The sequence below is a fragment of the Moraxella bovis genome (assembly GCF_025985205.1).
GTDB lineage: Bacteria > Pseudomonadota > Gammaproteobacteria > Pseudomonadales > Moraxellaceae > Moraxella > Moraxella bovis.
This window is the reverse complement of the sequence record NZ_CP087840.1, coordinates 2,006,650-2,031,937: the sequence shown is the minus strand read 5'-3', so window position 1 is coordinate 2,031,937 and position 25,288 is coordinate 2,006,650. Positions and strand designations below refer to the sequence as shown.

Here is a 25,288-nt window from a genome sequence, read left to right as displayed (position 1 = left end):
AAAAAATGAGCAATAAACCTACCATAACCACCACCCCAAAAGGGCTAATGACGGCTCTTTTGGCGTTTTTAATGTGGGGTAATTTTCCCTTTTATTTTAAGCTGTTGGACGGTTATCATGCTGTTGAAGTCATCGTTCATCGGGTGGTGTGGACGTTTGTGGTGTTAAGCCTTGTTGTCATCATCGGCAAACGGACGGCTTGGCTTGCCCAAATTCGCCAAAATCCCAAATGGCTGTGCCTAACCTTTGTGTCGGCTCTCTTGATTGGCACAAACTGGCTAACCTATGTGTGGGCGGTGGCAAATGATAGGGTGCTTGAAGCAAGCCTTGGCTATTTTATCAATCCTTTAATGGGCGTGGGGCTGTCGCTTGTCATCTTTAAAGAACGCTTGCGACTTTTGCAAAAAATCGCTGTCGCCCTTGCCGTGCTTGCTGTCGGCATTCAGGTGGTGCTGTTTGGCGGTGTGCCGTGGGCGAGTTTGATTTTGGCGTTGTCCTTTGCCTTTGATGGAGTATTGCAACGCCAAACGCCCTTTAATGCCATTGACGGTTTATTTATTGAGACGGCTTTACTGTTGCCTTTGTGCTTGATGTGGTTGGTCGGTGCTGATGTGGCAAGTTCAAATTTGGCATTTTGGGCATCTTATGACATTTGGCTACTGGCTTTGGCAGGTCCAATTACTTTATCGCCACTTTTATTGTATAACCAATCAACCAAACTGTTCAGTTTTAATACTTTATCTTTTTTTGGGTTATTTAACGCCAAGCATTGTCTTTATGATTGCGGTGTTTTACTATCATGAGCCGATTGATTTAAAACGCCTAATGATATTTGGGCTAATTTGGCTTGGGCTTATTATATTGAGTGTGGATATGATAAAATACAGAAAACATTGATTTGATATAATTTGGGATTGTAGGGAAAAATCACATTTGCCCTATGTTAATAGTTGATATTTGGAAAATATAATTTCCCTACCAATTTTATAAATGAGACAGATAATGAACGACATTGTTTTTATTCAAGGTTTAAAGATTAACACCCTTATCGGTGTCTATGATTGGGAGCGAGCCATTAAACAATCACTGGTGATAGATTGTGAAATGGTGTGCGACATGACCCAAGCAAGCCAAAGCGATGATGTGGCGTATGCCATCAATTACAAAACGGTGTGCGAAGACATAGAACGGCTATGCCACAAGATACAGGCGAAGTTATTGGAAAAACTTGCCGAAGAGATTTGTGCCTATCTGCTCGCCCATTACCCTTGCCAAACCATTACGCTCACCATTCATAAACCGAACGCCATAAAACAAGCAGGTAGCGTGGGCGTAAAAATCATTCGCCATAAATCTGCATAAGTGTTTTAATTAAAAATGATACACCAATATATCATCGCCTTAGGCAGTAATCATGATAGCCAGATGAGTTTTAAAATCGCCCTTGATGAATTAAAGTCATGGGGCGATGTGGACTTGTCGTCTGTAATCATTGGTAAAGATTTTACAGGCAAAACAGAGCTGATTTATCATAATGCCGTGATGATGATAAAGTTATACAAGCCGATGAATTATGATAAATTTAATGGTGTATTAAAAAACATAGAAACACAATGCGGACGAGAGCAGAATAATTTAAAAAAGGACAGTTTAAAAAAAGTGGCTATTTTAAAAGTGCCTATGGATTTGGATATTTTGGCGTATTATGAAAATGATGAATGGTGTATTATTAAAAAACGCTTGCCCTTTAAAAATCATGAAAAAACGGGACTGATTGAAATTGCCCCGTTTTTATTAATGAAGCCTTATTCTTAACTTTGTGTAAATAATTGATTTATCAAGGGCGAATTGCAATTCGCCCTTACAACTCAAAATAATTAGCTAATAATCAATCAGTTACCGTTTTAAATTAAAATTAAAGTTTATCAATTTATCTGTTCAACATTTCGCTCATTTAATTTGTCTCGCCATTCATTGACATAATCGCCACTGTGTAAGAATTTGATAATCACGCCATAATCACTATTTTGGCGAATCAAATCCACTTTGCGAAGCACGCCCCTGTCAGGCAGGATACGGCAGTCCACGCCGAGTAGAATTTGGGCGTGTAGGGTGCTGGCGATTTGGGTGAGATACAGCACGTCTTCTTTGGTATCAACCGCCCCTAAGTTTTTGACATCATCGCTCAGTCCGTGCCATAGCTCGTCATCGTTTGCCCATTCTAAGGTTGCCACGACTTTTTTGTGAGTACTAAGGGCAGTTTTGGTGGGTGTTGGCGTGCGTGGGGCAAAATCGTCTTTATCAACAATGGTTTGGTTAAAGGTGCGAAGTAGGTTTTCGTAATAATATAAATTGGGGTCAATGGCGAAACGCTCACGGGCATTAAAATGGCACAGCAGGTAAGCACACAGGCGGGGTATCATGCCATAGACCACCACGGACAACATCATGAGTGTGGCAAGGCGAGCAGGGGGCACATCGCCCCGAGATAGGCTGATTTGGCTGGGCATCTCAAAACCAAACAGGCTCGGCACAAAGCCCAAACCCTTTAAAATTATGGCAAAATGGCTTTGGGATAACAGCGTGGACTCCCACATAAAGGCATAGCTTTTGAACAAAAACAGCATGAGCAGGGCAAGGACACTGCCTGCCAATCCACAGAGCCACGCCTTGTGAATGACTTTGCCGATTTGCCATGCGGTGTTTTTTTGAAATTCTTCTTGGTGGATGTCAAAGGCTTCACTTTCTATGGCGGATTTGGGGCGAAGTCGGTCTAGTATGCCATAAATACCAGAATAGCGGTTGGGGTTGTTTAGCCCCACAAACCACAAAATAAGCGTAACCGTATGCCAGCCGAGCAGTCCAAGCAGTACATAGAAAAAATTAACCACGTGCGTGCTAAGCAGTCCAAGCACCCCCACAAACCCAGCCACGAACGAGATGCCTGCATAGAGCCTGCCGACACCCTTCACCAAAAAATCGCCTTTGTGTAGGGCGGTTTGTAAGTCGCCTTGACTGTCCATGAGCGTGGCACGATAGATGAGCTTATCGGTGGGCGTGCCGTCTGATGAGCGAGCAAGGTCGGTGGCGACTTTGGGGTCGGTGGCAAAGATAAAACCTGACTTCTCTAAGCGTCTGACTAGGTCAAGCTGTTTGTGCGTGGCAGGGTCTATCTCATGGGCATTACCCAGATTTTCTAGGCCGATATTTTCTAATGACATGGCGTGGCTCGTGGGGTTATTACTCCAATTCTCGCAATTTCTGCGTTAAATTGTCAAGTTCATCTTGTATGGCAGGGCTGTTTTTTACGCTTAGCTGTTTGGTGAGTTTTTTGATTTGGGTGCGGATTTTGGCAAGTTCAATGGCGTTTTTGGCGGTGTCTTTGTCCATGGGCGTGCCACTAGGCTCGCTCATGACGTTCGCCATGACCGACTCAACCGAGCTAACCACAGGCTTGGTGCCGTCCGTGATACTTTGGGCGACACGGTCAAGATGGCGATGATAGCGAGTGCGTAGATGTGCCTGCTCGTCCGCTCGCCCCTCTGCCGTAATGGTGCGTGGGTGTACTTCTAGGCGAATGCAGTCCACAGGGCAGGGCGGTAGGCACAGCTCGCACCCTGTGCATAGGTCGGTTAAGATGGTGTGCATGTGCTTGGCGGTGCCGATGATGGCGTCCACAGGGCAGGCAGGGATACATTTGGTGCAACCGATACAGTCGTTCTCATCGATGATGGCTCGTACCTCCACGGGGCGGTCGGTGGCAGGGTCGGTTGCCCATTTGCTGGCAGTGGCGCTCAGGGTGGGGCGTGGGTCGCCATGCTCGGCAAGCACCGTGCCGATGGCGTCCGTTACCGCTTGACCGCCCGGCACGCATAAGTTATGCAACTCGCCACGCACCGCCACGCCATACGCATAGGGCAGACAGCCGTCTGGGTGTCCGCACAGACCGCACTGAGTCTGGGGCAAAAGTTCGTCTATCTGCTGGACGATGATTTTTTGGGTGGGGGTTAGGCGGTCAAGGGCTAGGGTGTTAAATAAAATCGGTAGGCAGGCTAAGCGGTCATTCATGGCGACAGGCTGTGAATAAAAGGGGTATTATAACAAGTTTTGGCAGGTTGTGCGAATTTGTGATTGGTGTGTGGCAGGCGTGATGTTAAATGGTGGATTTTATTTGCCAAAAGGAGTAAAATTCTTTATAATCCAAGGGTTTATTCAATGATTTTTATTTAGGAAAACCCGTGTCAAAAATTAACGTTGCCATCATCGGCGGTACAGGCTATACAGGCGTTGAGCTGATTCGCTTGTTATCACGCCACCCCTATGTCACTATTAGCCACTTGACTTCTCGCAGTGAAAAGGGACGGGCGGTGAGTGAGATTTTCCCGAGCCTGCTTGGTGCGTGCGATGTTGTGTACAGCGACATGACGGACAGCCTCATGGACGAGATTGGCAAGGCGTGCGATGTTGTGTTTTTTGCTACGCCACATGGGGTCGCCATGAGCCACACACCACGCCTTATCGCACAAGGGGTGAAGGTCATTGATTTGGGGGCGGATTTTCGTTTGCGGGATTTGGGCGAGTTTGGCAAATGGTACGGATTAGAACACACTTGCCTTGATGTGTTGGCGGAGGCGGTGTATGGCTTGCCTGAGATTCACCGTGAAAAAATTAAATCCGCCAAGGTCATTGCTAACCCCGGCTGCTATCCCACCACCGCCATTTTGGGGTTAAAACCTGTGATAGACACCCAAAACAGTGCGGATAAACCGTTGATTTTGCCAAACATTATCATTGATGCCAAATCAGGCGTATCGGGGGCAGGACGTAATGCCAAGATGAACCTGCTATTTAGTGAATTATCCGACAATTTCTCTGCCTATGGCGTGGCAGGTCATCGCCATACCCCTGAGATAAGCCAAGGCGTGCATGCGTTCTTAGGGTCTAAATTTACCCAAAAAGTGCGGTTTGTCCCTCACCTTGTACCGATGATTCGGGGTATGTTTAGTACCATTCATCTGACCCTAACCGATGACGGTAAGGCGTTAAATTGGCAAGAGATTTTTGAAAAAACGTATCAAAACGAGCCGTTTGTGGACGTGCTTGCCAAAGGAGTGCTCCCTGATACCCGTTCGGTGCGAGCGTCCAACCGCCTAAAAATCGCCGTTCATCAAGATGATGATGCCTTGACTGTGCTGGTCGTCCAAGATAATTTAGTGAAAGGAGCGAGCGGTCAAGCCGTGCAAAACATGAATATCCTGTGCGGATTTGATGAGATGTGCGGATTGGGTGTGGAGTTTGGCGGTTGTGCGGTTGTGCCTTGAAAAATATGTGTTTATCCCAACATAAAACACACCACTTGATTTTAGCGGTTTAATTTACCAATTTAATTTACCAATTTAATTTACCAATTTAATTTAGCAAAGGAGTATATCATGGCAATTGAAACCCTAACCCTAAAAGTCTTTGGCATGACCTGTGATGGCTGTGTGCAAAGCGTGCATAACGCCATTAACGACATCGCAGGCGTGCAAAATGTGGAAGTCAATCTACCGTTAGAGCAAGCTGTCATTGAATATGACGACACCCAAGTGGATAAGATTGAGCTGATTCGTGCGGTAGAGGACGCAGGATTTAGTACGACCTAAGATAAATATAGACATAAACAAAAGGCTAATCCTATGGGTTAGTCTTTTTGCGTTAAAAGCTAAGGTTAGTCGACCCATACTAGATTTTGACATTATCCGCCATATCTAGCCGATACAGCACGGTGTTATGCATGGGCATGGCGGTTTGAAAAGCACGAAATCGCCTGATGTCGCCATTATTACGCACAGGCAGATTCATGAGCCGATAGGCAAGCAGTCCAAGCCAAATCCCATGCCCAAAAAACAGCGTATTATCATCAAACCCATCAAACCCATCAATCCTACCGATAAATGTATCCACTCGCTTCATAAACCCGCCAAAGCTGTCCGCCCCCACGCCATGTCTGTCATCTGGTTCCACCGTTTGCCACCAGTTGGCATTCATCAGACGGCGTGCACCCACCGAGATGTCTTTGATGACATCAAAGGCAAGGGCGTTTAACTCATCAAGCAGGTCAAGTGTGCTTGTGGGCATGTCATAATACTGACAAAAGGGCAGGGCGGTCTGCTGTGTGCGAAGCATGGCAGAATGATAAATACGGCTTGGGTGTATGCCCAGCCGTTGCCAATGGGCAAGGCGGTCTTTGGCTTGGGTGTGTCCTTTTTCAGTTAGAGGAATATCGGCATTAGGCAGGGGCGTGCCACCAGCATTGGCAAGGCTTTCGCCATGGCGGATAAAATATAGACTTTTCATGGTGTTTGTCCTATTATAAAAGGCGAGCTTTGCCCGCCTTTTATATTTATATCAAATTTTAAATTTACCCCAAAACCGTCTCTTTGATCAAGCCATACTCCGCTTTGGGTAGTCTTGCTCCAAACTGGCTTACCACACGGCTTGCCACCGCCCCTGCCAATGCCAGGCACGCCTGATAATCCGCCCCTTGTGCTAAGGCGTACAAGAACGCCCCTGCAAAGTTATCGCCTGCCCCGTTGGTATCCACCACGTCCGCAGGTGGGACATTATACAGGCGAACGCTGTCTTTGTCTGCCACGGTAGTGGGGTTTGCTCCGTTAGTGATGACAACTACTTTGGCGTGATTTAGCAGGGCATGAACCGCCTGAATGTCATCATCTGTCTTGGCAAAGAGTTTGGCTTCGTCCATGTTGCAAAAAATCATGTCCACACCGTCAGAAAGCCACGACATCACACCGTCTTTGGCAAAGCGAACCACCGCAGGGTCAGCAAAACTTACCACGATTTTGACCCCTTGTGCTTTGGCGGTTTGACACAGTTTGCTAATGGCACCTTGTACGGATGGGGTCATGGCAAGATAGCCTTCTAGGTATAGGTATTTTGCCCCAGTCAGTGCATCAAAATCCACGTTCGTCTCGTCAATCTGCCCACTCACCGCCAGATTGGTCTGCATGGTACGCTCGCCGTCATCAGTAACCAGCACCGCACACGTGCCTGTCGCCCCTGCCACTTCGGCTTTACCGCCGTCTATCGTAACGCCCATGTTTGCCATGTCGGATAGATAAAACACGCCACGCTTGTCATGTCCCACTCGGCAGTTATAAAAGGACGTGCCACCCAATGCCGAAAAACACGCCACCGTGTTGCCTGCCGAACCGCCCCCTGCTTGCTTGGTAGGCGTTAGTCCGTGTGTGTTTAAAATGTCAAATAAAGCGGTCTGCTCGTCCGTGTCGGCAAGGGTCATGTTGCCTTTGGTGAGTCCTGTTTGGGTCAAAATCTCATCGGTAAGTTTAAATTCGGTATCAAGAAGGGCGTTACCAATGGCGACAAGTTGGTACATGGGGTTTCCTTATGATTTAGAAAATGAAAAATGCCATTATAACAAAATTTGCCAAAATTGCCCGTTAAATTCATGACTTTATCAGATTTTTTTTGTATAATAAGCGGTTAATTTTTTAAAATAAAACAACACCATGACCGCCAAAATTCCTGTCATTCACACGCCCGACACGCCAAACACCGACCAAAAAACCAATCTTTTGGGCATGTCAAAAGATGAGCTTTCCCAATTTTTTGTGAATATGGGCGAAAAGGCGTTTCGTGCCACGCAGGTGATGAAATGGATTTATCAGTTTGGCGTTACCGACTTTTTTGAGATGACTAACTTATCCAAAGCCTTGCAAGCCAAGCTCGACAAAGTGGCGTGCGTGGTGCCACCGACTGTCAAATTCAAGCAGTTTAGCGAGGACGGCACTCGTAAATGGGTGTTTGAAGTGGCGGGCGGTTCGCTTGTTGAGACCGTGCTCATCCCTGCTGAGGACGGCAAGCAGTTTGGGCGTAAGACCTTGTGCGTGTCTAGCCAAGTCGGCTGTGCGTTGGATTGCTCATTTTGTAGTACGGGCAAACAAGGCTTTGAGCGGGATTTGACCGCCAGCGAGATTATCGGGCAGTTGTGGGTTGCCAATCAGTCCTATATGCAAGGCGTTGCCCCGACCGAGCGTGAAAACCGTGTTACCAATGTCGTCATGATGGGCATGGGCGAGCCACTGTTAAACTACGAGCCTGTCGTGGCGAGCATGAGCCTGATGCTTGATGACCATGCCTTTGGCTTATCCAAACGCCGTGTTACACTCTCCACGTCTGGTATCGTGCCAAAAATGTATGACCTTGCCAAGGATATTGATGTGGCTCTTGCCATCAGTTTGCACGCTCCTAATGACGAACTGCGTAACGAGCTTGTGCCTATCAATAAAAAGTACCCGTTGGCAGAGCTTATCCGTGCCGCCAAAGCCTACGTCTATGATGAAAATCCCCGCCACAAAAAGCACGTTACCATTGAATACGTCATGCTACATGGGGTAAACGACAGCGATAAGCACGCTCATGAATTGGTGGCGTTACTGGCGGATTTGCCAAGTAAAATCAACCTAATTCCCTTTAATCCTTTTCCGCACGCTCCTTATGGGCGGTCTAGCAACAACCGCATTCATGCGTTTAGTAATATCCTAAATCAAGCAGGCTTTGTGTGTACCGTCCGCCAAACTCGTGGCGATGACATTGATGCGGCGTGCGGTCAGCTTGTCGGACAAGTGGCGGACAGAACACGGCGAGCCAAAAAATGGCAAGAGAGCATCCAAAAACGCCAAGACCAAAAAGCGTGATGGTTTAAAAATACGATGAAACGACAAGATTTTGGTAGGAAAAAGGCAAAAATATTGGCAAAAATTATTGATAATTGTTAGAATGGCGATTATTTGTCCGCTGTATTTGTTCAATGCCAAATAAGTATGTAAGTTTTGGGGCTGTCAGTATGGATTTGATGCCCTACTCAGGTTAAGACAAAACGGTTAATTTTAAATCATAGTCATTATGGTAAAGTCATGAAATATTTAGTCATTCCTGTGCTATTGACCGCCTTATTGGCAGGATGTCAGAGTACCTCACAAAGTTCGAGTACGGTTTATCAAGGCACTGACCCATCACAACGTAAACGTGATAAGTCTGAGCTTGCCCAAGCACGTACTGCTCTGGCGGGACAGTTTATCGCTCAAAGACAACTTGATGCTGCCAAAAGACAGCTTGATGAAGCGTTAGAGGCGGACAGCCGTTATGCTCCCGCCTATGACATGATGGGCAATCTGCTTAGGATAGAGGGTAGTCCTAGCAATGTCGCCAAAGCCGATGGGTATTTTAAAAAGGCGATTAGCCTAGACCCAAATTTTACCCAAGCACGCAACAACTATGGCGTGTATCTGTCAGAGCGTGGGCGTTACCAAGAGGCGATAGAGCAGTTTAACATCGCAGGGGGCACGCTCGGCTACCGTAACCGTGCAGGGGCTCTTGAAAATCTAGGGCTGACTTATTTAAAAATGAATAACCCAGCAGCGGCAGAAGCAGCCTTTAATAAGGCGATGGAAACTGAGCGTGGTACAGTCGTGGCAAAGATGGAGATGATTGACATTCTCATCAACAGACGTGAATCTCTAAAGGCCAAAGAGTATTTTGAGGATTTAAAGAGTTTATCCCAAATGCATGGTCAGCCCATGCCACCACGTCTGATATACCAAGGCATTCGTCTAAATATTTTACAAAACAATCGCCAAGAGATTCAGCGGTTGTCCAGTCAGCTTTTGTCGCAGTATCCGCTGTCCGATGAAGCAAAAAAACTAAAACAATGGCTAAATAACTCAACGGGAGCATTAAAGTGAGTCAAACCAACGACAAACCAACATCAAACACAGGTTTTGGCGGTAAATTAAGAAGTGCCAGAACATCTCGGGGTTACTCACTAGATGTAGTGGCAGGCGAGCTGAACATTCTAAAACGCCATGTGCAGGCGATAGAAGAAGAAAACTTTGATGCCCTGCCCCAATTTGCATTTGCTCGGGGTTTTGTGGTAAACTATGCTAAGTTTTTGGAACTTGATTCCGATGAGTTTGCCCGAGAGTTTGAAAGCATCTATCCTGAGAGCAAACGCACCAAGCGTGTTGAGGACATCAAAGCACCACTGGCACCCATGGGTACCATTGAGCGTGGGCGTGGGGGCATGCGGTTTAACCCATGGCTCATTGCAGGGGTGATTGCTTTGGTGATTTTTGGGTTTGTGCTATTAAAAATCATATCTAGTGCAGTGGGCAAATCAGATGAGACCAGTCCAACGACCCAAACACAAGTGCTAAGCCCGAGCGAACAAGCCCAAGGAGCGGCAGTCGGGGCATCGGGTTCGGCATTAAACCTAGGTACAAATGATGGCGAGCCTACTACCCAAGCTGTGGCAGGACAAGGCGTGATTGATATTTGGTCAAAGGGTGATGTGAATATCAAAATCACCGACAAAAATGATAACGTACTCATGCAGGGCTTGCAGTCTCGTGGCGGTTATCAGTTAAAGGGCGAAACACCCTTTACCGTTGAGATTGACAATCCTGCTCAGGTGGATTTAAACTTCAACCAACGCCCCATTCGCCTGGGCGAGCATACCCAAAACGGCAAAGCCACCCTAACCCTACAATAAGCGGGTCATCATGAGCCATCACAGCCCCATCAAACGCCGTCCCACTCGCCAAATCATGGTTGGCAATGTCGCCATCGGTGGCAACGCTCCCATCAGCGTACAGAGCATGACCAACACCAACACTTGCGATGTTGATGCCACAGTCGTCCAGATACAACGCTGTGTGGACGCAGGGGCGGACTTGATGCGAGTATCCACGCCCACGATGGAGTCCGTGGAGGCATTTGCCCAAATCAAAAAACAGGTAAACATTCCGCTCATCGCTGACATTCATTTTGATTACAAAATCGCCCTAGCGGTGGCGGACGCAGGGGCGGACTGCTTGCGTATCAACCCTGGTAATATCGGCAATGACCAAAAGGTGCGTGAAGTGGTGGCTTGTGCTCGCCACCATAACGTGCCTATTCGCATCGGTGTCAATGCAGGTTCGCTTGAAAAAGATTTACAAAAAAAATATGGCGAACCGACAGGGCAAGCCATGTTAGAGTCGGCATTACGTCATATTGATATTTTAGAAAAACTAAACTTTCAAGACTACAAAATCTCAGTCAAGGCGTCTAACGTTTTTTTAACCCTAGATGCTTATCGGCTTATCTCGGCAGAGGTGGATTGCCCGTTGCATTTGGGCGTTACCGAGGCTGGTGTGTATCGTACAGGCACGGTCAAATCCGCCATTGCACTAGGTGGGCTTTTGCTTGACGGCATTGGCGACACCATGCGAATATCCTTGGCAAGTCCGCCTGAGGAGGAGATTAAAATCGGTTTTGATATTTTAAAATCGCTAAACATTCGCTCCAATGGCGTAAACTTTATCGCTTGTCCGTCCTGTAGCCGTCAAGAATTTGACGTGATTAAGGTCATGAACGAGTTAGAATCTCGCCTAGAAGACATCAGAGAACCGCTTGATTTGTCCGTCATCGGCTGTAAGGTCAATGGACCGGGGGAGGCCAAAGAGGCGACCATTGGCGTGGTGGGGGCAAGCCCCAATTCGCTCGTGTATAAAATGGGACAAAAAAGCCATTTGATTGATACCAAAAATCTGGTGGATGAAATAGAACAAATGGTACGTGAAAAAGCCAAAGAGTTGGCGGACAAGCGAGCCAATGAGATTATTAGAGTGGCTCAATAAAATTGTCATTTGGTATTTTAACGCATGCTTGCATTTTGCATTTGTTAATGATGGGTATTCTCCGATACATAAATGCTCTTGCCGACTTTAATAGATTATTTTTTTTAATTTTATGTTTTTATATGAGGTAATGTGATGAAACATACTTTTGTTTTGGGTCTTCTTATCCTATCATTTGGTATGTATGGTTGTGCCAAAGAAGAAAATTTTGCTGAACAGCCTGCTGTGGAGAGTAACCCCCCGCATGGTGTCCAAATGGCAGAAAAGTCAAATGAACTATCCTCTTGGATTTTAGATGAGGCAGACATTAGGTTTTATAGCACAAAGACTGATAAGAATGACAATGATATTGTTGAGGAGGGTGTTTTTAATACCTATTTTGGCTATTTGGATAAGCAAGGTAACCTAAAAATGGAGATAGAGCTTGACAGTGTTGAAACTGACATCTCTATCAGAAACCAAAGAATTAAAGAATGGCTTTTTGAGACAGAGAGATTTCCAAAAGTGGAGATTCAATCTCAAATAGATTATGACTGGATAAATACTCTTGGTGTTCATAAAGAAGTAAGTAAAGTGCAACCACTGACCATTTCTTTTCATGGTAAGACAATACAAACCGAGGCGTCTCTTAAAATCATAAAGTTGGATAATAATACAATAAATGTGATGACACAGGAGCCTATTCACTTAAATCTGCTAGAACTTGAAATGATGCAAGGCTTAAATAGCTTAACAGAGGTAATGAATTTAAAGAGCATTGGTTATTTGGTGCCAGTCAAATTTCAAGGCATATTTAAGAAACCTTAAATGATATTTATCAAATCATACATAAAATGACTTTGCATTTAATTGGCTATATTGATATAAAATCTTACGCCTTAATAGCACCCAAGATAATAACGCAAATCAATCATAAAGATGATTTGTAAATGCTTATCTCGTATTTGTGTTTGTGTATTTAATGGCTTTTACTTCTTGGAATTTATTTTATGAAAAAAAATATTTTATCATTCATGACAGTTTTATCATGTTCTTTATTAATGTTTGCTTGCTCAAATTCTGACAATTCATTAAAGAATGATGAAAATAAACAATCAGGTATTAATAGTAATGTTAGTACCACTCAAAAATCATCTTTTGATGTTAAAGTTGGTCTTATGTCGTCTTCAACTGGCAATGCGCCAGTTATTTTTATTGACGAAAAGGGAGATATTCAGGGTTTTGAGTACGATATTTTAAAAGAAATAGATAAACGTTCTGATTATAATTTTCAATATGAATATCAGCCAAGAGATGACCTTTTCAATCGCATGAATAATAAAGAGATAGATATTATCGCAGGTATTGAGATTAGTGAGCAACGAATTCAAAAATATAATATGACCAACTCTTATTTGGATGTTTATCCGATAACTTTGCTAAGTAAAAATCCAAAAATAAAGAAATTGGAGGATATTGGGAAAAATTCAACAGCTGTTAAAGAAGATTCAATGCAAACCACATTTGCAATTGTCAAAGATTATGAAAATAATTATGACGATGCTAACATAGACTATACAGTCAGTGATTGGATTTCTGTACAGACTCTTTTAAGAGATGATGCTCAGATTGCAATTGGCAATTCTGTTGTCATACCTTATTTTTATTCAAAATATTCAACAAAAAAAGACCCTTTGTATTTTTCCATTGATTATGACTATCCGCAAGAATCTTATGGATTTTTGATAAACAAAGAAAATGTGGACATGATGAATGACATAAATAAGCACATTTTAGATATGAAAAGTGATGGCACTTATCAAAAGATATTTAAAAAGTGGTTTTAGTTTTTAACTAATAACAAAAATGATGTTAATCTAAATTGAGCTACTCTCTGCAAAATGAAAAAGTGCTACGCTTTCTATTCATGGCGAGCTTGTAAAACCATAGAAGAAACCGAATTTTTGATAAGCTTAGGGTGTATGGTTTGTGTAGTAAAATTTAATTTTGCTAGCTGTATCTTTTTGATAAAACTGACTTAGGAAAAAACATGAGTGAACTTACCGCCATTCGTGGCTTTAATGACATTTTGCCAACCGACACCGCCAAATGGCGAGCGGTGGAGAGTGTTTTGACCCAAGTGCTAGACGGTTATGGGTTTAGCCAAATCCGCCTGCCTATGGTGGAGGAGACCGACCTGTTCGCCCGTGGCGTGGGCGAGGCGACCGATATTGTCGAAAAAGAGATGTTTGGCGTGGTGCATGGCAACCAAAATACAGGCAAAGACGAGAATGAAAAGTCATTTACGCTCCGCCCAGAGGGGACAGCAGGGTGCGTGCGTGCGGTGGTGCAGCATAATCTGACACGTGGCGACACGCCAAAACTGTGGTACATGGGGGCGATGTTCCGCTACGAGCGTCCGCAAAAGGGACGTTATCGCCAGTTTACTCAGCTTGGGGTGGAAAGCATTGGCTCGCCCCTGCCTGACGCTGATGCCGAGCTGATTGCGATGACGGCGATGATGTGGAAACGCCTTGGGATTTTTGACCATGTAACGCTGCAACTCAACACGCTGGGTGAGGCTCATGAGCGTATCGCTTATAAGACGGCATTGGTGGAGTATCTGACCGCTCATTTTGACGGGCTAGATGACGACAGCCAACGCCGTGTCAGCACCAATCCCTTGCGAGTGCTTGACAGTAAGGACGAGCAGACTCAGGCGATTTTGCTTGGGGCTCCGAAGTTGTCCGACTTTTTGGGCGATGAGAGTCGTTTGCATTTTGAGCAGGTGCAAAACTACCTGCACACGCTTGGCATTGATTTTGAGATTAACGAAAAGCTCGTGCGTGGGCTTGACTACTATAACAAAACCGTCTTTGAATGGGTAACGGACAAATTAGGCTCACAGGCGACTGTGTGCGGTGGTGGGCGTTATGACGGGCTTCTTGGCATTGTCAAGGGCAAGCCTGAGCAGAGCGAGCCTGCGGTGGGCTTTGCCATGGGGCTTGAACGCTTGATGTTACTCATGGAAACTGTCAATCCGATTGCCGATACTGCCGACTGTGATGTGTTTGTCGTGGCAAGCGAGAGTGTGTATATGAATGCCGTGCTATACGCCAATGAGCTACGCACATACCGCCCAAATATGCGTGTCAAAATGGCGTCCGCCACCAGCCTAAAATCACAAATGAAAAAGGCGGACAAGTCGGGGGCAAAATTTACCGTGATTATTGGTGATGATGAAGTTGCCAATCAAACCGTGTCTGTCAAAAATATGGCGACAGGGGAGCAGACAAGTCGTGCGATGACGGATTTTGATTTTGAGTAAGATTGTTGGTGTTATAAAAGTTTAACGGTTTTTAAATCATTGATAAAACCAAATTTAACATTAGAAGTATTTTTAAGAGTTAGCAGATGAGCGATGAATTAGTAGTGAATGACAAACAAGCCATGTCTGCCCTAAAACAGCACGGCAATAAAATCGTGTGGGCGGTGATTTTGGTATTGGCAGGGTATTTTGGCTGGGATTTTTATCAAAAAAACTACGCCAAAGTGGATACGGTGGCAGCTGATAGCTATACGCTAATTACCGAGAAAAATGATGCGTTTGTCCATCAAGCCGATAAAGAAGCATTAGGCAGGGATCAACAGGCTTTGTTTGCTGATATTGATAAATTGGTGGCGAACCACGGCAAGACCGCTTATGCATGGCAGGCTCTCATGATAAAAGCACGCCATCAGTCGGATAATGGTCAGCACACTGAGGCGGCGACAACCCTAAAACAGGCAAGTCAGATAAACTTGGATGATGAGGGGCTGAATGCAATCACTCAGCTAAGACTGGGGCAGTCGCTATTGGCGGCGGGTAATGCTGATGAGGCTTTGACGGTGGTCAATGGTGAGTTTCCTAAGGCGTTCGAGAGTTCAAAGCAAGAACTACTGGGCGACATTTATGTCTTAAAAAATGACAATGAGAATGCCAAGCAAGCCTATCAGCTGGCGTGGGATGGACTGACTGAGCGTGGCGAGAGTCGCTCACTGCTTAGCCTAAAAATGCAAGCACTGGGCATGACCCCAACGCCCATCACGCCCAAACATCAAGTAGTGGCAACGCCAGTCCAAGATGATGCGGACGTGACAAGTGCCAATGCCCAAACAGTGGGTGCAAATGATATACTGTCAAATGAGAATGAGACAGTACAGGGTGGCGGCGAGTGATGACACAAAGTGGCAATACAAACACACCATTTATCAACTCATCCTAAACAGAACTTTGCTAAAATTAATACGTTTTAACTGATACACCCAAGAGACTTTAAAATTACTGCAAACACAATGATGTTTGGATGTAGGGGCGTGCTGTGCACGCCTTGTGCGGTAATGTTATCAAAGGGTGTGCTCAGCACACCCCTACAAACCCGTGGTAAATATCAAGTTGTTTGGGTGTATATCAACCACAATCAAATCTAAACCAAATACAGAAATCAAATAAGGATTCGTATGAAACACATCACCAAACCTTTGGCTGTGGCAAGTGTGGCGGTATTGGCACTGATTGCCACAGGTTGCGACCGTTTTGGTCGCAGTAAAACCCCTGAGAGCAAACCTGCCAAACTGGTCAAGATTGATAATGAAGTAGCGGTTTTAAATAAAGTTGCCAGTTTTTCATTGCCCCAAGCAGGCGGGCGTTTTAAAGGTGCCAATGTCAATAAAAAAGACGTGGCAGACTTGCAAGTGGCTTTTGTGGATGGTGCACTCATCGCTGCCAGTCGCACGGGCGTGGTCAGTGCCTTTGCTGGCAATGCTCAGGCATGGTCGGTAAATGTTGGCGATGTCATCAGTAGTGGCGTGGCAACCAATGGTAGGCTTGTGGTAGTTGGCACTCGCTCGGGCAAGGTAGTGGCATTAGATGGAGCGACAGGAAGTGTGGTGTGGGAGCGAGGCTTGCCCAGCTCATCACTTGCTCCTGCTCTCATCGGCAGTGGTCGCGTGATGGTCTCTGCCAACGACGGCATGATTTATGCCTTAAATGCCAGTGATGGCAGTCAAGTGTGGCAGTTTAGCACCCAAAACCCTGCCGTCAGCGTGCGTGGTGCGGCAACACCCATCAGTCTAGATGCTAACACGGCATTATTTGGCACGGCAGATGGACGTATTCATGCCATCAACCCACAGGCAGGCACACCGCTGTGGACACGTCGGGTAGGGCGTGCGGTCGGTGGCAGTCAAGTCTACCGCATGAGCGATGTCGATGGCACGCCATTGGTGGCAGGTCAATATCTGTATGTGCCAAGTTATAGCGGACAGCTGACTGGGTTTGACATGAGTGCAGGACGTACCCTATTTGTTAGCGAGCTTGCCAGTACCAAATCTCCTGCCCTACTGGGTAGTCAGCTCATTGGTACAAGCATCCATGGCGATGTGGTTGCCTTTAATGCGATGACAGGCGATGTTTTGTGGGAGAATAATGAACTCAAATACCGCCGTCTGACCAATCCTGTCGTCATTGGCAGTCATGTGGCGGTGGGCGATTTGGACGGTGTGGTGCATGTTTTTGATAACACAGGCAGAATCATTAGTCGTACAAATACCAAAGGACAGCTAACCAGTTTGCAAGTGATAGAAAACCGCTTATATACCCAAAGCAGTGAAGGCGTGGTTGCGGTGTGGCAGTTTTAATGGTGTAAAAAATAACAAATATAAAAATGCCGGCCCTGGCCCAAAAAGTATGCTACACCCACCCATGGTTGATATAATGAAACACCAAGTCAAATGCTTTAAGATGATTGGTTAGGTTTTTAGAGAAACAACACGTTTTTCTAAATGCTCGCCTAACAAAGGCTCTAAGCCTTGTGTTGTTGCCTTCAATACCAACGGTAAAGCGTTTGCCCACTTGTTTGATAGAGTGCTTAAAAGCAACAAGAAAGCTGTCCCAATCATCACAAGCAATTTTGTTAAAACTCATACCTAAACTCATCTATCTTTAAGGTATTGTAATGCTTTTGTCTTGGTTTGATTTGGTGATTACTGTTTGCAAGCACGCTAAATACTTTACCCTTACTGACTTGTTCAAGTATCACAATGTCAGCAATACGACAACCACAAGCTGACATTAAGCGTATTTTGCCATCTATGTGAGATTGATAACCTTTGTCAGTAAGCTGTAAATGATGAACAAACTGTCTATGACAATCTTTGCAAAAATAGCTCTGTTTGCCATAGCTTTCTATGCCATTTTTCTTTATACTAACCGACAGGCAACTTGTGCAAGTAATGGTAATTTGTGTCTTCATAACCGTAAATTACCAACTTTTGTGCAAGTTGTCTTTTTAGTTTTTGTTATAGCATACTTTTTGGATTGCTACCAAAATGCCAACCAAAAGGGATGAGAATATCACCCCTTTATTTGTTATTTGCCTGTTTGTTGTTAGGCTTGATGTACCGTAACAGGCGTCACCCTTTGCACATCTTCAAATGTCACGCCGTCCGCCAGCTCTGCCAGCACCAGCCCCTTATCGGTAACGTCATACACCCCAAGTTCGGTGATGATACGATTGACCACGCCTTTGCCCGTCAAGGGCAGTTGGCACTCGTATAGAATCTTTGGCTCACCATGTTTATTGACCTGCTCCATAAGCACAATAACACGCTGGACACCTGCGACCAAATCCATCGCTCCGCCCATGCCCTTGACCATTTTGTTTGGTATCATCCAATTTGCCAAATCGCCCTTTTCGGACACTTCCATCGCTCCCAAAATGGCAAGATTGACCTTACCACCCCGTATCATGCCAAAGGATTGCGATGAGCTAAAAAAGCTCGCTCCCTTTTGGGTAGTTACCGTTTGCTTGCCTGCGTTTATCAGGTCAGCATCAATCTGGCTCTCGGTGGGGAACGCCCCAATGCCCAAAAGTCCATTTTCTGATTGAAGCATGACCGTCATGCCATCTGGAATGTAGTTGGCAACCAATGTTGGCAAACCAATGCCCAAATTCACATAATAACCGTCTTGTAATTCCAAACTGGCACGCTGTGCCATTTGCTCTCTTGTCCAAGCCATGAGTTCCCCCTATGATTGTTGTCTAATGGTGCGTTGTTCAATGCGTTTTTCGGGCGTGGCATTGACCACGATACGATGTACATAAATGCCTGACAGATGAATCTCGTCAGGGTCAATCTCGCCTATCTCCACAAGCTCTTCGACTTCCACGACCGTGATTTTACCTGCGGTGGCGACATCGGGATTGAAGTTGCGGGCAGTTTTTCTAAAAATGAGATTGCCCATTTTGTCCGCTTTATATGCTTTGACAAGCGACACATCAGCGACAAGTGAGCGTTCCATGATGTACTCATTGCCATCAAATTCACGAACTTCTTTACCTTCGGCAACCTGTGTCCCCACGCCTGTTTTGGTAAAAAATGCAGGAATGCCCGCACCGCCTGCCCGAAGTTTTTCGGCAAGCGTGCCTTGCGGGGTAAGCTCCACTTCAAGCTCGCCTGATAAAAATTGACGTTCAAATTCCTTGTTTTCGCCCACATAGGACGCTATCATTTTTTTGATTTGGCGACTTTTTAGAAGTAGCCCAAGCCCAAAATCATCCACGCCTGCGTTATTACTGATACAGGTTAGGTTTTTTACGCCTGTGTCTCTCAGGGCAGCGATCAGGGCTTCGGGGATGCCGCACAGCCCAAAGCCACCCACGGCAATGGTTTGACCATCTTTTACAATATCAGCCAGAGCGGCTTGGGCGTTGTCATATACTTTTGTCATGATGACTCCTAAGGTTAAGAGTATAGTTGATTTATTTCATTGACCAGCCATGACTGGCAATAAAGGACTGTCCTGTAAATACATTGGTTGGAAAACTTGCCAAAAATAATGCCAGAGCTGCCACATCATCAGTGGTAGTAAATTCACCATCCACAGTAGAGCCTAACATGATATTTTTTACCACCTCTTCTTCACTAATGCCTTTTTCACGAGCCTGTTCAGGGATTTGTTTTTCTACCAATGGTGTTTTGACAAAACCAGGACAGATAACATGAGAGCGGACATTATGTTTTGCTCCTTCTTTGGCAAGCGTGCGGCATAATCCCAAAAGTCCATGTTTGGCGGTAACGTAAGGGGATTTTAACGCTGATGCTTCGTGAGAATGCACCGAACCCATATAAATGACAGTGCCAGAGTTTTTTGCATACATATGTTTTAGGGCGGCTTTTGTGGTCAAAAAAGCACCATCCAAATGTATGGCAAGCATTTTTTTCCAATCATTATAAGCAAGTTTATCAATGGGATTGATGATTTGAATGCCTGCATTGGATATTAAAGTATCCAAAGCCCCATATTCTGCCACAAAATCATCAATGGTTTGATTTACCTGATTTTCTTGTGTGACATCCAGCAATATGGCTTTTGCTTGACCACCTAAGGTTTTTATTTCATCGCAAACACCATGGGCGTGGTCTAAGTTTATGTCAGCCACACCAATCGTTGCCCCTGCTTTTGCAAATTCAAGTGCAATTTGCCTTCCAATACCACCACCTGCTCCTGTAATAAAAGCGGTTTTGTGTTTTAGGTTATGATTTATCATTCATACTCCTTTGTGTCATGATTTAAAAAGAACCAAAGAATGTGCCCAGCATAATAACACATATGGTTGCTAGAATTGGAATAGCTATGGTAACAACAGCAAGATTTACATAAGATTGCTTGTGTGTTAGGTGACAAATGGCAAACAATGTAATGACCGCACCAGAATGTGGTAGGGTATCTAGACCGCCTGCCGCCATGACAGCAACTCTATGTAGCAACTCTGGATCTATGTTATGCTCAATGGCAAGTCTCAGGTAATCTTCGCCGAGCGTTTGTAGGGCGATGCTTAGCCCACCTGATGATGAGCCTGTAATGCCTGCCAAAACACTCATGGCAACCGCTTCAGAAACCAAAGGGTTGTTTGGTGAAATGTTAAGAATGTTATCCCGAATGATGGCAAATCCCGCCATCGTGGCAATGACTGCTCCATAACCGACTTCTGATGCGGTATTAAAAATAGGTAACATGGAGCCATAGACGCCTTTATTAACTGATTCTTGTAGCTTCTTGAAGTGTCTTAAATTTAATAAAATAAGTACAGAGCATGATGTTAATAGAGCGATGATGATGGACCATAAGCCAAGATTGGCTTTGATTTCAAGTTCGGGGAATTTGGTAGTAATCGCCCCGAAATCCATGTTGGGAAACACGCCATAAGTCAGTAAAGCATTGATGGTAATCACTAAAATGAGTGGAATTGCCGCCAACACAAATGACATGTTGGAACTTAAAAGTTTGGTGTCATCATCTATATGGTTGCCATAGCCTTCTCCTGTTTTTTTGGCTAAGTTGGCACGGCTTTGCAACCACCAAGTTCCCAATACAAACATGATACAAGCACCAATTAATCCCAAAATAGGTGCGGCAAAGGCATTTGTCTGATAATACGGAATAGGGATGGCATTTTGAATAGCAGGCGTGCCAGGTAAAGCGGTCATGGTAAAGGTAAACGAACCAAGAGCAATACTGGCAGGTATTAAGCGTTTAGGTATGTCTGCTTGCCTAAATAGAGCTTTTGAAATGGGATAAATAGAGAAAGCAACCACAAAAAGTGACACACCGCCATAGGTTAAGATGCCACAAACCAAAACTACCACCAAAATTGCCCTGCTAGCACCTAATTTTTCGGTAATAGTATTGGCAATAGTCGTAGCTGCACCAGAATCCGCCATGAGCTGTCCAAATAACGCTCCTAATAGAAATACGGGGAAAAATTTTAATAAATATCCGCCTAGCGCCTTCATGAATGTTTCAGTGTAGGCAGGCAAAAGCAAAGTGCCATCCCCGGATAGAATAACCGCCAATGCTGCCATGATTGGAGCTAATATTAATACAGACCAACCTCGATAAGCAAAGTACATTAAAAGCACAAGAGAGATAATAATAGCCAGAATACTCATGATAAATCATTCCATGAAGGTGATGTTTTTGTGAGTTTCATAAACATCATAAAACATTGATTAAAAACCCACTAAATTAACCCTGTACAGTCCTTGAAAATCAAAAATCAAGGCAACTCAATCGCCATAGCCACCGCCTCACCGCCACCAATACACAAACTGGCAACGCCTTTTTTACCGCCCACTCGTTTTAGGGCGTGAATGAGCGTTACCAAAATCCTTGCCCCCGATGACCCCAAAGGATGTCCTAAGGCACACGCACCACCATGAATATTAACCTTATCAGCATCCAATTCAAAAGCATCAATGGCAGATAAGGTTACCATGGCAAAGGCTTCGTTAATCTCCCATACGTCCACATCTTTTGCCGTCCACCCTGCTTTATCAAGCACTGTTTGCACCGCACCGACAGGAGTAATGGTAAATTCGCTTGGGTGTTGGGCATGGCTTGCGTGGGCGACTATCCGAGCCAGTACAGGCAAATTATTGGCTTTGGCGAACTCATCGCTTGTCACCAGTACGGCAGATGCTCCGTCCGAGATAGAGCTTGCGTTGGCGGGGTGATTGTGCCTTCTTTGGCAAAGGCAGGTTTTAGGGTTGGGATTTTGTCAATGTTGGCATTGGCAGGCTGTTCGTCCGTATCCACCACGACATCGCCCTTGCGAGTGCTGACGGTGATAGGGCAAATTTCGTCTTTAAAATAACCGTTGTCAATGGCGCTCATGGCTTTTTTTAGCGATGAAATGGCAAAATCGTCCATTTGGGTGCGAGTATAGCCCTTTTTGTCCGCCATTTCTTGAGCATATACGCCCATGAGCTTGCCTGATTCGGCATCTTGTAAACCGTCAAAAAACATCAAATCACGAATCTCGCCATGCCCCATGTGAAAGCCCCCACGAGCCTTAGGTAGGACATACGGCGCATTGGTCATGGAATCCATACCTCCTGCGATGACGGCAGATTTGTCGCCTGCCTTGATGGCGTTGCACGCGGTCATGACAGACATGAGTCCCGAGCCACAGACTTTGTTTATCATAGTCGCCCCGACACTGTCAGGCATGTTGGCAAGTCGCATGGCTTGACGAGCAGGGGCTTGACCCACGCCTGCTGACAGTACGCACCCCATGATAACCTCATCTATCTTATCATCGGATACTCCTGCTTTATCCAACACCGAACGAATGGCAACCGCCCCAAGCTGTGGCGATGATAGACTGGCAAATGCCCCTTGGAACGCCCCCATGGGTGTGCGAGAGGCTGAGATGATGACCGGATTTGACATAAAAACTCCTTATTTGTTTGTCAAAAAATTAAACTAGAAAATAAAACCCACCTGCTATAATCAATCCTGATGCGATAAGTACCATAAGACAATAGCCCATAATCGCCCTCGCGTCAAGCCCTGCAATACCCAACAATGGCAACGCCCAAAACGGCTGTATCATGTTCGTCCATGCATCACCCCAAGCAATCGCCATGGCGGTAACCTCAGGCTTAACCCCAAGGGCAAGACCTGCTGGCATCATGATAGGACCTTGTACCGCAAACTGACCACCCCCTGACGGCACAAAAACATTGACAATACCTGCGCTTAAAAATGCCAATATGGGAAAAGTGTCGCTTGACGCATGATTTAAAAAGAAATTGGTAACTTGCGTGCCAATGGATATGCCGTCCGAATTCGCCCCTGTAACCACGCCCATGATTCCCCCATAAAAAGGAAACAACAGCACAATGCCTGTAATACCGCTAATACCGTCATTGACGGCACGATAATAGCGTTCTAGCGTACCATGAGCAAGTAGCCCAATGAATAAAAACAATCCAATGACGATATTTAAGCCAAAATTCATGCTTTTGCTAAATTCTACGGCAAAATACCCCATTGCTAACATCATCAATAGCATCATCATCAGACGGCTATCGTCTAGTTTTTGGGCGGGCGTGTCATTTGGCGGTAAAATTAACGGCTTATCTTTTATCAGTTCTGGATTGACAAGCGTTGGATTTTTTGGGTGCATGAGTGCATTTAATATCGGCACAATGAACAAAATCAGCCCTGCAATGATGAAATTATAAGATGAAAAAATGGTTGCAGAAATCGGCACGACATCACTCAATGTACCACCAGATAATTTGGCAAGTGTCTCGCCCCCTGTGCTTAATGTGAGTGGCACAGAACCTGATAACCCACCATGCCACACCAAAAAGCCCGAATAAGCAGAAGCCACAAGCAGCGGATAATCCACGCCTCGCACTCGTTTGGCAAGGGCTTTGGCAAATACTGCCCCAATCACCAGTCCAAAACCCCAATTTAACAAACAACCAATCATCGCTACAAGCGTCACAACCACAATCGCTGTTATAGGTCGATGAACTTTACTTGCCAGCTTATCCAATAGCTTTTGAAAAATAGGGGCGTTGGCAAAGGCATAGCCCGTTACCAAAATCAGTGCCATTTGCATGGCAAAGCTATGAAGCGACCACAAGCCATTGCCCCAATGATGAGCCAACGCCAAAGGGGATTGACCCGTCAAAACAATCCCTGCAATAAAGGCAATGAATGTCAAGACCACAGAAAAGACAAAGGGGGATGGTAGGTGGCGATTGACCAGTTGTACGCTAAGGTTAGTAAGAGTGGCAAACATAAACATTCCTTGTTAAACGCCTGTTATTTTTTATATCTTAAATCATTTTTTATTGTCATGCAAGTGGTTTTATTTAACAGAGCAATCGCACTACAACCATCGACAAACCCACAATAAATCATTAAAATGTGAGCAAAAAGGACATTCTTTATGCTCACAAACCCCATTGACTATTTATCATAGGTTCATGACCCAAGGCGTCAAAACAAAAACCTGCTACACCCACTTAAAAACATTCTAACCATTGCTTTAACCGCAGTTATCTGTGGTTATCATGACTAGGTAGACATAGAAGACTTTGGCAGTGAAAACAAAACATGGTTTGCCACATTTTTTGACTTAACTCATGGCATACCCTCACATGACACCTTTGGCAATGTCTTTAAACGCCTTAACAAAGATGAACTTAGTCGATACTTTAGTGAGTGGATAAATCAAACCCAAGCCAATCATCCACACATCGCCATTGATGGTAAATTCATCCAAGGTGGCTACAAAAATGACAACGCATTACAGCTTGTTACCGCCTTTGCCAGTCAAACCAAACTCATTCTTGCTCAAGTTGACATTGCTGATAAAAACAACGAAATTAGCACATTACCCCAACTGTTAAAACTCATTGACATCAGCGGTAGTATAGTGACAGCCGATGCCATTTACTGTCAAAAAGACATCAGCAAACAAATCATTAAAGCAAAAGCCAAGTACATCTTTGCCTTAAAGCAAAACCACAAAACTTTGTATGAAGACATCGTACTGTGGTTAAACAGCAAGCTTAATAATAACAACATGACCAGCATACAGACTGTCGAAAAAGACCACGGTCGTATTGAGACAAGATGTTATGCGACATCAACACAACTTGATTGGTTATCAGGTAAAGATGATTGGACTAACCTTCATGCAGTGGTCATGGTAGAATCCATTCGTGATGTTAAAGATAAGGTGACCACTGAACGCCGTTAG

Annotated in this window: 24 protein-coding genes and 3 pseudogenes; 15 read left to right on the top strand and 12 right to left on the bottom strand. The window is 45.0% G+C overall.

Annotation, left to right across the window (positions count from 1 at the left end):
• Positions 1–5: 5 nt before the first annotated feature.
• The 3 genes and pseudogenes from rarD to LP107_RS10275 all read left to right on the top strand — a co-directional run bounded on the left by rarD (position 6) and on the right by LP107_RS10275 (position 1,815).
• Positions 6–897: pseudogene (gene rarD / locus LP107_RS10285) on the top strand (EamA family transporter RarD).
• 105 nt (positions 898–1,002) lie between these two features.
• Complete coding sequence (folB, locus tag LP107_RS10280) at positions 1,003–1,362, top strand: dihydroneopterin aldolase (RefSeq protein ID WP_112741935.1); 360 nt, start codon at positions 1,003–1,005, stop codon at positions 1,360–1,362.
• Positions 1,363–1,377: 15 nt separating this feature from the next.
• On the top strand, positions 1,378–1,815 hold the full coding sequence (locus tag LP107_RS10275) for a 2-amino-4-hydroxy-6-hydroxymethyldihydropteridine diphosphokinase (protein WP_078273333.1): 438 nt from the start codon (positions 1,378–1,380) through the stop codon (positions 1,813–1,815).
• Between the two features lie 110 nt (positions 1,816–1,925).
• Here LP107_RS10275 and LP107_RS10270 read toward each other — a convergent pair whose 3' ends face one another.
• Positions 1,926–3,221: a DUF2868 domain-containing protein gene (locus tag LP107_RS10270; RefSeq protein WP_112741936.1), complete on the bottom strand. Its 1,296-nt coding sequence runs from the start codon at positions 3,219–3,221 to the stop codon at positions 1,926–1,928.
• A 19-nt stretch (positions 3,222–3,240) separates the two neighbouring features.
• Positions 3,241–4,068, bottom strand: coding sequence for an RnfABCDGE type electron transport complex subunit B (locus tag LP107_RS10265; protein ID WP_112741937.1), 828 nt, complete (start codon positions 4,066–4,068; stop codon positions 3,241–3,243).
• Between the two features lie 170 nt (positions 4,069–4,238).
• Between LP107_RS10265 and argC the strand changes: the two genes are divergently transcribed.
• Both argC and LP107_RS10255 read left to right on the top strand, forming a co-directional pair.
• On the top strand, positions 4,239–5,321 hold the full coding sequence (gene argC, locus LP107_RS10260) for an N-acetyl-gamma-glutamyl-phosphate reductase (RefSeq protein WP_264676144.1): 1,083 nt from the start codon (positions 4,239–4,241) through the stop codon (positions 5,319–5,321).
• A gap of 111 nt (positions 5,322–5,432) precedes the next feature.
• The gene (locus tag LP107_RS10255) at positions 5,433–5,645 is read left to right on the top strand and encodes a heavy-metal-associated domain-containing protein (protein ID WP_115369452.1); all 213 of its coding nucleotides are present in this window, start codon (positions 5,433–5,435) and stop codon (positions 5,643–5,645) included.
• A gap of 79 nt (positions 5,646–5,724) precedes the next feature.
• Here LP107_RS10255 and LP107_RS10250 read toward each other — a convergent pair whose 3' ends face one another.
• The gene (locus LP107_RS10250; RefSeq protein ID WP_264676145.1) at positions 5,725–6,339 is read right to left on the bottom strand and encodes a histidine phosphatase family protein; all 615 of its coding nucleotides are present in this window, start codon (positions 6,337–6,339) and stop codon (positions 5,725–5,727) included.
• Positions 6,340–6,403: 64 nt separating this feature from the next.
• Positions 6,404–7,399 (bottom strand): adenosine kinase, encoded by a 996-nt coding sequence (locus LP107_RS10245; protein WP_078273328.1) that lies wholly within the window; start codon positions 7,397–7,399, stop codon positions 6,404–6,406.
• 133 nt (positions 7,400–7,532) lie between these two features.
• Here LP107_RS10245 and rlmN point away from each other — a divergent pair, with 133 nt between their 5' ends.
• The 9 genes from rlmN to bamB all read left to right on the top strand — a co-directional run bounded on the left by rlmN (position 7,533) and on the right by bamB (position 17,360).
• The gene (rlmN, locus tag LP107_RS10240) at positions 7,533–8,720 is read left to right on the top strand and encodes a dual-specificity RNA methyltransferase RlmN (RefSeq protein WP_078273327.1); all 1,188 of its coding nucleotides are present in this window, start codon (positions 7,533–7,535) and stop codon (positions 8,718–8,720) included.
• Positions 8,721–8,939: 219 nt separating this feature from the next.
• Positions 8,940–9,767, top strand: a complete 828-nt coding sequence (pilW, locus tag LP107_RS10235; RefSeq protein WP_115369455.1) for a type IV pilus biogenesis/stability protein PilW — start codon at positions 8,940–8,942, stop codon at positions 9,765–9,767.
• Positions 9,764–10,573, top strand: a complete 810-nt coding sequence (locus tag LP107_RS10230) for a helix-turn-helix domain-containing protein (protein ID WP_115369456.1) — start codon at positions 9,764–9,766, stop codon at positions 10,571–10,573. Before pilW ends, LP107_RS10230 begins: the two co-directional genes overlap by 4 nt.
• Positions 10,574–10,583: 10 nt before the next feature.
• Positions 10,584–11,702, top strand: coding sequence for a flavodoxin-dependent (E)-4-hydroxy-3-methylbut-2-enyl-diphosphate synthase (ispG, locus tag LP107_RS10225; RefSeq protein ID WP_078273324.1), 1,119 nt, complete (start codon positions 10,584–10,586; stop codon positions 11,700–11,702).
• A 135-nt stretch (positions 11,703–11,837) separates the two neighbouring features.
• Entirely contained in the window at positions 11,838–12,509 is a 672-nt protein-coding gene (locus tag LP107_RS10220) for a YceI family protein (RefSeq protein ID WP_078273323.1), read from the top strand.
• A gap of 182 nt (positions 12,510–12,691) precedes the next feature.
• Positions 12,692–13,528: a substrate-binding periplasmic protein gene (locus LP107_RS10215; protein WP_078273322.1), complete on the top strand. Its 837-nt coding sequence runs from the start codon at positions 12,692–12,694 to the stop codon at positions 13,526–13,528.
• Positions 13,529–13,731: 203 nt separating this feature from the next.
• Positions 13,732–15,009, top strand: coding sequence for a histidine--tRNA ligase (gene hisS / locus LP107_RS10210; protein WP_078273321.1), 1,278 nt, complete (start codon positions 13,732–13,734; stop codon positions 15,007–15,009).
• Between the two features lie 86 nt (positions 15,010–15,095).
• The gene (locus tag LP107_RS10205) at positions 15,096–15,899 is read left to right on the top strand and encodes a YfgM family protein (protein WP_078273320.1); all 804 of its coding nucleotides are present in this window, start codon (positions 15,096–15,098) and stop codon (positions 15,897–15,899) included.
• A 282-nt stretch (positions 15,900–16,181) separates the two neighbouring features.
• Positions 16,182–17,360, top strand: a complete 1,179-nt coding sequence (gene bamB / locus LP107_RS10200; RefSeq protein WP_112741939.1) for an outer membrane protein assembly factor BamB — start codon at positions 16,182–16,184, stop codon at positions 17,358–17,360.
• 52 nt (positions 17,361–17,412) lie between these two features.
• On the opposite strand, the pseudogene LP107_RS14610 reads toward bamB, so the two are convergent.
• The 8 genes and pseudogenes from LP107_RS14610 to LP107_RS10165 form a co-directional block, all read right to left on the bottom strand.
• A pseudogene (locus LP107_RS14610) lies at positions 17,413–17,655 on the bottom strand (IS1 family transposase); the annotation flags it as partial.
• Entirely contained in the window at positions 17,636–17,974 is a 339-nt protein-coding gene (locus LP107_RS14605; RefSeq protein ID WP_476737692.1) for an IS1/IS1595 family N-terminal zinc-binding domain-containing protein, read from the bottom strand. The gene LP107_RS14605 and the pseudogene LP107_RS14610, both read right to left, overlap by 20 nt.
• Before the next feature lie 134 nt (positions 17,975–18,108).
• A complete protein-coding gene (locus LP107_RS10190; RefSeq protein WP_112741940.1) occupies positions 18,109–18,741 on the bottom strand; it encodes a 3-oxoacid CoA-transferase subunit B in 633 nt (210 codons plus the stop codon).
• Between the two features lie 9 nt (positions 18,742–18,750).
• Positions 18,751–19,452, bottom strand: a complete 702-nt coding sequence (locus LP107_RS10185; RefSeq protein ID WP_112741941.1) for a CoA transferase subunit A — start codon at positions 19,450–19,452, stop codon at positions 18,751–18,753.
• A 31-nt stretch (positions 19,453–19,483) separates the two neighbouring features.
• Positions 19,484–20,272: a 3-hydroxybutyrate dehydrogenase gene (locus LP107_RS10180; protein WP_112741942.1), complete on the bottom strand. Its 789-nt coding sequence runs from the start codon at positions 20,270–20,272 to the stop codon at positions 19,484–19,486.
• A 22-nt stretch (positions 20,273–20,294) separates the two neighbouring features.
• A complete protein-coding gene (locus LP107_RS10175; protein WP_112741943.1) occupies positions 20,295–21,677 on the bottom strand; it encodes a GntP family permease in 1,383 nt (460 codons plus the stop codon).
• A gap of 104 nt (positions 21,678–21,781) precedes the next feature.
• Positions 21,782–22,956: pseudogene (locus tag LP107_RS10170) on the bottom strand (thiolase family protein).
• A gap of 28 nt (positions 22,957–22,984) precedes the next feature.
• Positions 22,985–24,322, bottom strand: a complete 1,338-nt coding sequence (locus tag LP107_RS10165; RefSeq protein WP_112741944.1) for a short-chain fatty acid transporter — start codon at positions 24,320–24,322, stop codon at positions 22,985–22,987.
• 288 nt (positions 24,323–24,610) lie between these two features.
• Here LP107_RS10165 and LP107_RS10160 point away from each other — a divergent pair, with 288 nt between their 5' ends.
• On the top strand, positions 24,611–25,288 hold the full coding sequence (locus tag LP107_RS10160; RefSeq protein ID WP_264676328.1) for an ISAs1 family transposase: 678 nt from the start codon (positions 24,611–24,613) through the stop codon (positions 25,286–25,288).

Bases quoted from the DNA above. Each gene is read 5' to 3' on its own strand.
- hisS (WP_078273321.1), top strand. From the start codon at position 13,732: ATGAGTGAACTTACCGCCATTCGTGGCTTTAATGACATTTTGCCAACC.
- LP107_RS10180 (WP_112741942.1), bottom strand. From the start codon at position 20,272: ATGATAAATCATAACCTAAAACACAAAACCGCTTTTATTACAGGAGCA.
- LP107_RS14605 (WP_476737692.1), bottom strand. From the start codon at position 17,974: ATGAAGACACAAATTACCATTACTTGCACAAGTTGCCTGTCGGTTAGT.
- LP107_RS10250 (WP_264676145.1), bottom strand. From the start codon at position 6,339: ATGAAAAGTCTATATTTTATCCGCCATGGCGAAAGCCTTGCCAATGCT.
- LP107_RS10215 (WP_078273322.1), top strand. From the start codon at position 12,692: ATGAAAAAAAATATTTTATCATTCATGACAGTTTTATCATGTTCTTTA.
- folB (WP_112741935.1), top strand. From the start codon at position 1,003: ATGAACGACATTGTTTTTATTCAAGGTTTAAAGATTAACACCCTTATC.
- LP107_RS10190 (WP_112741940.1), bottom strand. From the start codon at position 18,741: ATGGCTTGGACAAGAGAGCAAATGGCACAGCGTGCCAGTTTGGAATTA.
- pilW (WP_115369455.1), top strand. From the start codon at position 8,940: ATGAAATATTTAGTCATTCCTGTGCTATTGACCGCCTTATTGGCAGGA.
- rlmN (WP_078273327.1), top strand. From the start codon at position 7,533: ATGACCGCCAAAATTCCTGTCATTCACACGCCCGACACGCCAAACACC.
- LP107_RS10270 (WP_112741936.1), bottom strand. From the start codon at position 3,221: ATGTCATTAGAAAATATCGGCCTAGAAAATCTGGGTAATGCCCATGAG.
- LP107_RS10165 (WP_112741944.1), bottom strand. From the start codon at position 24,322: ATGTTTGCCACTCTTACTAACCTTAGCGTACAACTGGTCAATCGCCAC.
- ispG (WP_078273324.1), top strand. From the start codon at position 10,584: ATGAGCCATCACAGCCCCATCAAACGCCGTCCCACTCGCCAAATCATG.
- LP107_RS10255 (WP_115369452.1), top strand. From the start codon at position 5,433: ATGGCAATTGAAACCCTAACCCTAAAAGTCTTTGGCATGACCTGTGAT.
- LP107_RS10205 (WP_078273320.1), top strand. From the start codon at position 15,096: ATGAGCGATGAATTAGTAGTGAATGACAAACAAGCCATGTCTGCCCTA.
- LP107_RS10245 (WP_078273328.1), bottom strand. From the start codon at position 7,399: ATGTACCAACTTGTCGCCATTGGTAACGCCCTTCTTGATACCGAATTT.
- LP107_RS10185 (WP_112741941.1), bottom strand. From the start codon at position 19,452: ATGACAAAAGTATATGACAACGCCCAAGCCGCTCTGGCTGATATTGTA.
- LP107_RS10265 (WP_112741937.1), bottom strand. From the start codon at position 4,068: ATGAATGACCGCTTAGCCTGCCTACCGATTTTATTTAACACCCTAGCC.
- bamB (WP_112741939.1), top strand. From the start codon at position 16,182: ATGAAACACATCACCAAACCTTTGGCTGTGGCAAGTGTGGCGGTATTG.
- LP107_RS10220 (WP_078273323.1), top strand. From the start codon at position 11,838: ATGAAACATACTTTTGTTTTGGGTCTTCTTATCCTATCATTTGGTATG.
- LP107_RS10275 (WP_078273333.1), top strand. From the start codon at position 1,378: ATGATACACCAATATATCATCGCCTTAGGCAGTAATCATGATAGCCAG.